Source organism: Segatella copri, from assembly GCF_009494395.1.
Classification (GTDB): Bacteria; Bacteroidota; Bacteroidia; order Bacteroidales; family Bacteroidaceae; genus Prevotella.
On sequence record NZ_VZCB01000072.1, the window covers coordinates 1 to 9,521 of the forward strand.

The window sequence follows — 9,521 nt, forward strand, 5'->3', positions numbered from 1 at the left end:
CAATTGTAGTTACCCTATGCGAGGGAAATCATTTTCGTTTTATAGAGGAAAGATAATGATAATATTTCACTTGACCATTTATATGATTCGCTATTTATACTTTTTTGTCTTTTCCGAATGAAAATAAGTATAAGGGATAAAGGGAAAGTGCATTTTTCTTCATTATATTACAGGAAACGTTTTTCTAAAACTAATGCCACTATTGCCACGCAATTAGATAACCATTTGGTATTTAATCATTTAAGCGTGACAATAAGGGCATTTTTTATTGCCACCTATTGCCACCTAATGCCACGCAATGGCAAAAAACCTGGGATTCTCTGAGGAAAAGACACAATAATATCGGAGAAAAGAATATTTTTTCGAAGAAAAACATTTAAAAAGTGGAGAAAAGACTTGCACTTGCCAACATTTTTTGTATCTTTGCACTCAGTAGGAAAAGTTCCTGCCGATTCCACCTAGAAGCTTATGACTCCTGTGAAACCACTTTTTATACTTAGAAAACCATAAGCTAATGACACAAGCAGATTTAGTAAGGCTTTACTTCGCTAAAGGAGATGTTTACAACTCATGGAGCTATTGCTTCAACGAGCAATGCCCCCTGGCACAAGAATGTGCACACTATCTTTCCGTTACCTACAAGAAACCGGAGCAGACCAATGGTTACGCCATCTATCCCGATGCCTATCACGACAAAAAATGCGAACATTTCCTGCAACTCCGTCTGATAAAAATGGCATACGGATTTGAGAAGATTCTTGACGAACTGAAACGCAAAGATGAAGGAAGTTTCAGAGTACACATGACTTCCTACTTCGGAAGTAACACTTCATATTATCGCTATAAATTAGGACAAACAGGACTCGTTCCTGAACAGCAGCAGTACATCCTGCAATGGTGTAAAGGACGTGGTTACACCAATATGAGGTTCGACCGATATACAGAAGAGGTTAACTACTGATAGCCAGTGACCATGAGGACCTGTACCCACGGCCATGAGCAACTGTGCCCGAGACGATAAGGAAATACAACCACGGACATGAGGACTCATACCCGAGACTACGAGGACTTTTACCCGACACCGCCGGGCAAAAGTACCCAATGCCTTGGGCAAAACTGGGCAAAGTCTCGGGGTAACATTCCTGATGCCTGGAAGCAGAATCCAGGACGTCAGTTGCACCCGGAAAGCAATGCTATTAATAACCACAAGTAACACCCTATCAATAATTTAGCAGAAGCATGAAGTTTACTATTACAAGAATCAACAGACAGAACAAGTTGATGGTCAGTACGAAAACCGTTGACAGTTTTCTAGAGCGCATCGCCAAGGACGATGCCAAGCAAAGTGTCACCAGATTCAGAATGAGCGTGCCGCTGATGGAAGGCGATTACCAGTACTATAAAGGCATCGGAGAATGGCAACACGTTTATCCTGCCGCTGAATTCAGCAAGGACGAAAGTGGCAATCTCGTCTTTCAGAAATCGAACGGACTCGTGATACTCCACTTCATCAATCTCATGACGAATCAGGAAAAAAATGCCGCAAAGACTGCCGCAAGTCTGCTGCCGATGACCTTCGCTGCCATCGAAGGTGCCGACGGAAGAAGCCTCATCGTACTCGTCAACATCAGCAACGAAGAAGGAAAAATCCCGACAAAAGAGGAAGAAGCAGATTTACTCTACCAATCAGCCTACGAACAGGTAAAGACGCTCTATCAGGCGCAGGTTCATGCTACTATCAAACCAGAAAAACCATCCCTGGAATCAAACTTCATGCTTACGATGGATGCTTCACCTTATTATAACAATAAGGCGGTGGCGATGCGCATTGCCTCAAACCAGTTTGCGGTTGCCACAGCACCCAAAAGCATCGACGACCTGAAAGCCTACGATGATTATGAATTTCTCTATCGCAAGGCATCAGAAGAGACGATGACGGAAATGAAAAAAGCCAACATCTCATGGAAGAACGACAACGACCGATTCTTAGCCAGCCTCTCAGCCATCGCCATCAAGCTCTGCAACATGGGCCTCAGCGAAGAAGAAACCTTTGTCCACATTCGCCGCAACAACTGGAGCAAGGTGGCAGAAGAGCAACTCCGTCAGATTGTGGGCACCGCTTACGATTCCCATTCCAAAGACAAGAGAGTGGAGAAATCAGCCTCAGCCAGAAAAGGACGTGCCGACATTCTGCAGATGATCAACTATTTGGAAAGTCGTTACCAGTTCCGCTACAATACCGTGATGAAATACACCGAATACCGTCCCAACAATTCATGGATAGGCGATTTCAAGCCGGTGGATGCGCGCGTGCAGAAGAGCATGACGCTGGCTGTTCAGATAGCAGACATCCACGTAAGCATCAAGGATGTAAGGAATTTTCTAGAGTCAGACCGCATCAGAAACTACAGCCCGATAGAGTCCTATCTCTATGACTGCCTGGGAAAATGGGACGGCAAGGACCGCATCCGTGCCCTGGCTCGGACCGTTCCGACCAACAATCCACACTGGGAAGACTGGTTTTACACCTGGTTCCTGGGAATGGTAGACCAGTGGCGCGGCGTATATCGCAAACAATATGGCAACAGCACCATGCCACTTCTCATCTCCAAGCAGGGTTACAACAAGAGCACCTTCTGCCGCCGTCTGATTCCTGCCGAATTATCCTGGGGCTTCACCGACAATATGATTCTGTCAGAAAAGCGTCAGGTACTGCAGGCAATGTCACAATTTCTGCTTATCAATCTCGATGAGTTCAATCAGATTTCGCCACAGGTTCAACAGGGTTTTCTGAAGAATCTGCTGCAGTTGCCAACGGTAAAAATCAAGCCGCCATACGGAAGTCATGTACAGGAATTCCCTCGTCTCGCCTCCTTCATCGCCACGAGCAACATGACGGATATCCTCGCCGACCCATCTGGCAACCGCCGTTTCCTGGGTGTAGAGCTGACGGGACCTATCGATGTGAGTGGCAGACTGAACTATGAGCAGCTTTATGCGCAGGCGATGCAGGCGCTGGAGCGTGGCGAAAAATCCTATTTCGACGCCAAGGAAACCGCCATCATCATGCAACATAACAGACAATTTGAGCAGATTTCCCCTATCAAGCAATGTTTTTTGGAGGTTTTCGAGCCGACAGACGACCTGAAAGAGGGCGAATATCTGATGGCTGCCGCCATTTTCGACATTTTAAAGCAGAAATTCGGCTCTTCCCTCCAGGTTTCGAGTATACAGAAATTGGGCAGAGAGCTTCAGAATATTGAAGGATTGAAGAACCGAAGAACAAGATTTGGCACTGAGTATCTGGTAGTTAAAAAATAACCCACTCATTTCCTTATAAAAAAGAACGTGGCAATGCGTGGCATTAAGTGGCAATAAAAATACCGCTTATTGCCACGCATTATTCGCTTATAATCAGAGAGTTAAATGCATTGGTGATAGATGTGGCAATAAAAACAGAAAAACATTTCTTATTCGCTATGACGTACAACCAATGTAAGATGGGCAAAAAATCATTATCACACAACTGCACCCAGGCTGTGGTTTGTACCTATTATGATTATACGGGTATGGACGAAGAGACCCTTAGAAATGTGGGCAATGCCTTTGCGGCAGGAATGGGTAATATGGAAGGTACCTGCGGCGCCCTCGTAGGAGCTGGAGTGGTATTGGGACTTGCCACAAAGGATAAGGCAAAGTCTATCAAGGCGATGCGACAGATTATGACCCAATTCCAGCAGCGCAACGGAGCTACCCAATGCAAGCTTCTCAAAGGGGTGGGCACAGGAAAGATACTCAGAGAATGCCCACTCTGCGTAGCGGATGCAGCAGAACTGCTGGAAGAACAATTGGATAAACTAACCGATAAGTAGAAGGCAATGGCAAAATACAAGGCGCAAAGCGAGCACGTTCAAGGCAAGATAAGTCCTGTATTTGACTGATGATATAAATAGAATAACGATATGAATTTACAGCAACTGAAATACATTGTTGCACTCAACCGCTTTCGCAATTTTGCGAGGGCGGCAGAGGCGCATATCAATCTATATCAGAGAGGATTTCATCCGTGAGCGTATGCTGAATACCCTTGTCGATACCCTCAAAATGTTTATTCCGGAAGAGATGATGGGGGAAGGCATCAGGAAATACGGCATCAAGCTGTAGGACTTGGCGCCAAAAAGCCCCGATGCGTCTCGCACCAGGGCTTTAAAATGATTTTATTTGTTATGAAGTACAACCATAGTGGTTGACTGCGCCACAAGTCTATGGCGACTTTTTCTTATGGGGAATGATGGGCCACAGCCTCATTTTCTTCAAACATATTGTAGAACTGGCTTATCTATCAAGAGACCTGCATCAATATTTCCTTTAAGTTTGTCTATACCTTGGCGAATCTTCCATTGTTTTGCTATTGCTTATTCCTTAGCTCTTCTATCAAGTCATTTACAATATATGTATCACTCATCAGATGCAAGCCAAGCTCTTTGTCATGTAGCATACGGCAAACATCAGAGTCATAGAATATCTGTAATGCTCTGTCGGTTGATATATGTAACGTATCGGCTAATTGCTTTATGATACGAGCGATTTTATTCCATAATAAGAAATCCAACATAATTATATCCTTTCATATGATTTGAATTGCAAATACTTATCTACTATCTCTTGGCTTAAAATGCAAATTTGGTAGTTGGGCTTGTGATAAACCAACTGGCGAAGAGTATGCTCAACATCTGCATAACCATTGATATAGGCTTCTACTGCATCAATTACACGATCGTCAGCCACTCCACCTTCAATGATGTCATACCCAATCCAAGGCTGCTTTCCTTTTCTGCTGTCAACAATGAAATCGAGCCACTCCTTATCGTATGCATCAAATCGTTTTACCTTGCAGTCTTGTGGTAGAGTAAACTCATAGGTGTTCACGATTGCTTGCTTGGCTCGTCTGATAGCCTTAATACGGGCAGCCCATTTGGAAGCTTGTTCAAACAAAGGCGTGAGATAGAAACCTGGACCGAAATCCAAGTCCTTTCTGCCAATGCTTACCAAAGGCTGCTCAACAATGACATTCGAACCATGATATAATATTTGCTTTTCCATTATTCTTTATCTTTCCCAATTTTTAAGAGCTTCGACCACATCATTTGCTACAGCTTCCCGACTCTCGGTATGTAGAGTATCATAGCAATCTTGGATGAGACTCTTGATTAGCCCCACCTTATCCAATCGCTTTCTCATTTCAGACGGCGATATACCCATTTTTTGTGCTGAAGCCTCGATAGCCAACACCGTAAAGGCGAGGCGGTCAAACTCCGGATCACTTTTCAGTAACAGTTCTCTATCTTCCATTCTTTACAAAACATTGTATTTGGATGCAAATTTATAGATTTTCTCTGATATTCCACTCTATTTCGGAGTTAAATAAAGAAAAACAGCCCGATTTCGCTAAAAACTTTGCTGATGATGGAAGAAGAATCATAAAAGTAGGAGTAAACTTCTCGGAGGATAAAAGAAGTTTGGAGAGTTGGAAGATGGAATCCCCCTTCCCCTTCGCCTATGTATTTTCTCTCTAAAACACCACATTGAGTGGTTGTTCGGAAATTCCGAACAACCACTTTTCCTTCCAAATTCGTCTACACTTCATCCACTCATTTATATCCACACACCCTCGAAGGGTGTGACATGCGTTGCAAGCTAAGTATTGCGACCTCGACAAGTTTCAATCCACACACCCATGAAGGGTGTGACAGGCAATGCTGCAGACATTCACATAAAGGATGAGGTTTCAATCCACACACCCATGAAGGGTGTGACTGCATATTCAGCAAATGGCTGAATATCACGATGCAAAGATAATTATTTTGCGAAAGATGGCAAAATAATTACGCATAAAATATTATAAAAGGAAGAATATTTATAAGTCACTGATTTTAAGAAGGTGCGAAACTATAGATTATTTTGCAATACTTTAGGTTCGCACCCTCATATATTAAATGATAAGTTCACCAGTAAAGTCAAGCCCCATATCCTTACCCAAAGTTTCAACTTTACGTTTCCAGTTTTTCCCAAGCATGTAGAATCTGATACTGTCTTGCTCTGTATCAATAATACCTTTTAATTGGTCTCTTAAAACAACAAATTGAGCTTCCGTCAAAATACACTCGAAAACAGAGTTTTGAACTCTCTTTCCATAATTCAGACACGCTCTCGCTACATTGCGCAAACGTTTCTCACCATAAGGCGATGTTATATTAACATCATAAGTAATCAGCACAAACATAAGCTACTTGATTAAAAATACAGGGTAATCATCAATATCCTTGCGGATGAATCTTGCCAACAACATTGCTTGAACATAAGGAAGAAGACCTATACTTACCTTCTCATTTAAATAAGGATGAATAATCTGCTCCTTCTTTCTGTTTTGCCAAGCAGACAGTATAATCTTACACCCCGAATCTGTCATGACGATACCTTCGTCACCCTGCTTGATGAAATCTTTGATGGTAATCTGTTTTCTGTTGATTAAAGATAGAACCAATCTATCACCCAAATATGCTCGCAACTCCTCCATCATATCCAAAGATAAAGAAGCACGCCCTGGTCTTAAAGTATGCATAAACCCTACGTATGGGTCTAAGCCAACAGTCTCCAAAGCCGATGTCATATCATTACATATAAGAGTATATACGAAAGATAACATCGCATTAATCGCATCTTTTGGTGGACGACGATTGCGACCTTCAAATACAAAATCTTCTTTCTGGTTTAGAAGAAGGCGTGAGAAAACACCAAAATAAGCAGTGGCAGCTTCTCCTTCTATTCCCCTCACACTATCTATTGATTCAGCATTTAATACTCTTCTTTTACATCGAAGCAATTCCTCACAAACATATGCTATAGCCTCATCATCTCCATTGTCTCTAATAAAGCGACGTAAGATATTACGATAGTTTTGGATTTTACCTCCTATGAAGAGTTTACAGAGATGAAGAGCATAGTTAGGTTCATCAGAATTCTTATATTGTGCTTTTCTCAACAAAACGTTTCCTCTAGTCGGACCTTGCGAACGGCTGATATATCTTCCTTGCGGTGAAAGGAAGGTTAGAGAAACATTGTTATCTGCACACAACTTCATCAATCCTGGACTTGCCCCCATATAACCAAAAGTAATAATTTGCTCTATATTATGGATAGGAATACGGAATATCTCGTTTTGCTTCACAGATACCACAACATTCAACCCATCTTTACTTAGATAGGCTTCAGGCGTTGTCACGTATAATGTATTAAGTAATATCCTCATATAGATTCTTATTTAAATAGGTTGATACTAGAGTACAATCACTCATTTCCGGCATACAGAGATTTACCAGAGAACAATTCTTGCAATGGTGCTGTTTGTTAGCTTTTGGCAAGATACCGCTTTTAAATACCTCATGCATCTGACGGGCACATTGAATAGTCGTACTTCTTAATGACTCAGAAATAGAAATTGTTTCTCTATGTTTTACTTCATCATAATACAATGCACCGTATGGAATATGGATACCATACATTTCTTCGAGACACATTGCCTGGGCAGCCAATTGTACTTCATCTCTTTCATCAGGCTTATGATGACCTCTTTTATACTCTACAGGATATGGTTTCCAATATCCTTTGTAGCGATTATGAGTTATAGCATCTTCTGATGAATCAGCAGGAATAAGTTCTACAGCATCAGTTACACCATATAGTCCTAATTCTTTAGAGGCTATATGGAGAGAGCGAAGTGTAATAACATCACCATTCTTCTGACGATAGAAGGGATTATCCACATTCTTGTGCAAAATCTGCCCTTCTGTCGTCAGTTTATTTTCTGCCCATTGTTGCTCGATATGAATCAAAGCCCATTGTCGGGGGCAGAACATAAAGTGCTGTATCCCCGACAACATGAGCATTTCGTCTTCAGTATACATAATGATACTAAATCAAATTTTCAACTGTTACACCGCTAGGAACAGAATCCATGTCTATTGAAACTTTATAATCGTTGAACGATCTTGGTACAGCATCCGGATTCGTATCAGGATTTCTCTCTATCTTCACCAAATCAAACAATTTATTTGCTGGTGCATTACCCAAAATAGAATCATGTTTGAATACGATTAATTTCTGAGCACTCATCAAACCTCTTGCAGCAGAACGGTCAACATCAAACATGTTCTTCAATGCATCAAAGAAAAGTTGAAGATCTTCCTCTGAGAAACCAGTTTGCTTTGCAAGATTGGCCGAAATAAAACCATGACAAACATAGAGACCATAAGGAACTGTAGCCTTACGACCCATAGTTCTGTTGTCACCATTTTGCTGTTTCGCTTCTTTTTCTGTTGCAACAGCCATACGAGTAATAGAATGCTCTGCTGTTGCTATTGGGGCTACAGAACGAGCAAAGGTTAGTTGTATAGGTCCTCGTACTTGACCACAATTGGGTGCAGATTTTAATGATAATACAGCACCAAATGTACGAATATCATAAAAATGCTTACACATCCATTTTCTACCACCATCCTGCTCCTCAGGAGAAGCTTTTCTTGGCTTAGAAGACTTTAATGCCTCGTTCATTACTTTTCTCGCCTCAGAACTAATAGTTGCGTCCTTGAGCCACTTTTTCACATCATCTTTAACAACATCTGCTTCTAATGTAAATGAAAAATTATCGTTATCGCTTTCCAAAGATATTCCATCAGGTAACGATAAATCAGAAAGTTCATTGAAAATATTTTCCTCTATCTGCTGAATAACTCTTTCTCCAAGAGAGTATCCTAATGCGTTGAATGCAGCTACATGTTCTCTTCCCAAAACAGCCTTCTCTTTAATATAGATATCAAAACCATCTACCAAATTCTTAGCGACCTGTATATAGTTACGAATTTTACGCTTCAAGCAAACGTCTGTCACCAAACCAATACCAGTCTCTGCATCAACACGAGGAAGGTTTCCTGCATCGGGATCTCCATTAGGATTTCCATCCTGAACATCAAACAGATAAACAAACTCAAATCTATTATTAATTATAGCCATAATAATTTATTAAAAACGTTATTATTTTTTATTTTCTTTCTCTTTCTTCGTAAAGAAGTCCTGTCTCTGGTGATAGTACCCAATGAAGAATCTACCTTGGTCTAGAAGATCTAAATGTGCAGGAAAACCAGCTGCTGGTATCTTATCAATAATCTCCTGTTTTATCTTCTCATAGATATTTTTCTTTCCTTCCAACTTCTCCATGTGATGTGAAGAAAGATTAAGAATTGTCGGAAACACAGAAGCTGGTGTTGCACTCGCTGCATTCATGTATCTTTCATGAATACTACTTTTTTCTTTTGCAAGTTCCTGAATTCTGTCAAGAACTGCAAAGAGGCGTCCACAAAGGTAGCCTTGATTTGTGTTACTTTCGTCTAACATTATTTTTATCTTTTTGTTCACTAGTGTCCCGTTAAAACGAGACGATTATTAAATAAGTTATTAATACTCAA

At 41.2% G+C, this 9,521-nt stretch carries 11 protein-coding genes; 3 read left to right on the plus strand and 8 right to left on the minus strand.

Annotated features, from left to right (window positions below):
* Positions 1-514: 514 nt before the first annotated feature.
* From F7D73_RS08590 to F7D73_RS08600, 3 genes are all read left to right on the plus strand, one after another.
* Positions 515-961: a DUF6078 family protein gene (locus F7D73_RS08590; protein ID WP_153123897.1), complete on the plus strand. Its 447-nt coding sequence runs from the start codon at positions 515-517 to the stop codon at positions 959-961.
* A gap of 278 nt (positions 962-1,239) precedes the next feature.
* Positions 1,240-3,321 (plus strand): VapE domain-containing protein, encoded by a 2,082-nt coding sequence (locus F7D73_RS08595; protein ID WP_153123899.1) that lies wholly within the window; start codon positions 1,240-1,242, stop codon positions 3,319-3,321.
* Between the two features lie 158 nt (positions 3,322-3,479).
* Complete coding sequence (locus F7D73_RS08600) at positions 3,480-3,872, plus strand: C-GCAxxG-C-C family protein (protein WP_153123901.1); 393 nt, start codon at positions 3,480-3,482, stop codon at positions 3,870-3,872.
* 536 nt (positions 3,873-4,408) lie between these two features.
* Here the strand turns inward: F7D73_RS08600 and F7D73_RS08605 are convergent.
* The 8 genes from F7D73_RS08605 to F7D73_RS08640 form a co-directional block, all read right to left on the minus strand.
* The gene (locus tag F7D73_RS08605; protein WP_006848384.1) at positions 4,409-4,615 is read right to left on the minus strand and encodes a DUF3791 domain-containing protein; all 207 of its coding nucleotides are present in this window, start codon (positions 4,613-4,615) and stop codon (positions 4,409-4,411) included.
* 2 nt (positions 4,616-4,617) lie between these two features.
* Positions 4,618-5,103, minus strand: a complete 486-nt coding sequence (locus F7D73_RS08610; protein WP_153123903.1) for a DUF3990 domain-containing protein — start codon at positions 5,101-5,103, stop codon at positions 4,618-4,620.
* A gap of 6 nt (positions 5,104-5,109) precedes the next feature.
* On the minus strand, positions 5,110-5,352 hold the full coding sequence (locus F7D73_RS08615) for a DUF3791 domain-containing protein (protein ID WP_153123905.1): 243 nt from the start codon (positions 5,350-5,352) through the stop codon (positions 5,110-5,112).
* Positions 5,353-5,992: 640 nt separating this feature from the next.
* Positions 5,993-6,283 carry a CRISPR-associated endonuclease Cas2 gene (cas2, locus tag F7D73_RS08620; RefSeq protein ID WP_153123907.1) on the minus strand — a complete coding sequence of 97 codons (291 nt, stop codon included), beginning with the start codon at positions 6,281-6,283 and terminating at the stop codon, positions 5,993-5,995.
* Between the two features lie 3 nt (positions 6,284-6,286).
* Entirely contained in the window at positions 6,287-7,309 is a 1,023-nt protein-coding gene (gene cas1c, locus F7D73_RS08625) for a type I-C CRISPR-associated endonuclease Cas1c (protein ID WP_153123909.1), read from the minus strand.
* Positions 7,293-7,964 carry a CRISPR-associated protein Cas4 gene (gene cas4 / locus F7D73_RS08630; RefSeq protein ID WP_119238150.1) on the minus strand — a complete coding sequence of 224 codons (672 nt, stop codon included), beginning with the start codon at positions 7,962-7,964 and terminating at the stop codon, positions 7,293-7,295. Before cas4 ends, cas1c begins: the two co-directional genes overlap by 17 nt.
* A 7-nt stretch (positions 7,965-7,971) precedes the next feature.
* Entirely contained in the window at positions 7,972-9,069 is a 1,098-nt protein-coding gene (gene cas7c, locus F7D73_RS08635) for a type I-C CRISPR-associated protein Cas7/Csd2 (RefSeq protein WP_153123911.1), read from the minus strand.
* Between the two features lie 21 nt (positions 9,070-9,090).
* On the minus strand, positions 9,091-9,471 hold the full coding sequence (locus F7D73_RS08640) for a type I-C CRISPR-associated protein Cas8c/Csd1 (RefSeq protein WP_367383709.1): 381 nt from the start codon (positions 9,469-9,471) through the stop codon (positions 9,091-9,093).
* Positions 9,472-9,521 lie beyond the last annotated feature (50 nt).

Bases quoted from the DNA above. Each gene is read 5' to 3' on its own strand.
- F7D73_RS08590 (WP_153123897.1), top strand. From the start codon at position 515: ATGACACAAGCAGATTTAGTAAGGCTTTACTTCGCTAAAGGAGATGTT.
- F7D73_RS08595 (WP_153123899.1), top strand. From the start codon at position 1,240: ATGAAGTTTACTATTACAAGAATCAACAGACAGAACAAGTTGATGGTC.
- F7D73_RS08600 (WP_153123901.1), top strand. From the start codon at position 3,480: ATGACGTACAACCAATGTAAGATGGGCAAAAAATCATTATCACACAAC.
- F7D73_RS08605 (WP_006848384.1), bottom strand. From the start codon at position 4,615: ATGTTGGATTTCTTATTATGGAATAAAATCGCTCGTATCATAAAGCAA.
- F7D73_RS08610 (WP_153123903.1), bottom strand. From the start codon at position 5,103: ATGGAAAAGCAAATATTATATCATGGTTCGAATGTCATTGTTGAGCAG.
- F7D73_RS08615 (WP_153123905.1), bottom strand. From the start codon at position 5,352: ATGGAAGATAGAGAACTGTTACTGAAAAGTGATCCGGAGTTTGACCGC.
- cas2 (WP_153123907.1), bottom strand. From the start codon at position 6,283: ATGTTTGTGCTGATTACTTATGATGTTAATATAACATCGCCTTATGGT.
- cas1c (WP_153123909.1), bottom strand. From the start codon at position 7,309: ATGAGGATATTACTTAATACATTATACGTGACAACGCCTGAAGCCTAT.
- cas4 (WP_119238150.1), bottom strand. From the start codon at position 7,964: ATGTATACTGAAGACGAAATGCTCATGTTGTCGGGGATACAGCACTTT.
- cas7c (WP_153123911.1), bottom strand. From the start codon at position 9,069: ATGGCTATAATTAATAATAGATTTGAGTTTGTTTATCTGTTTGATGTT.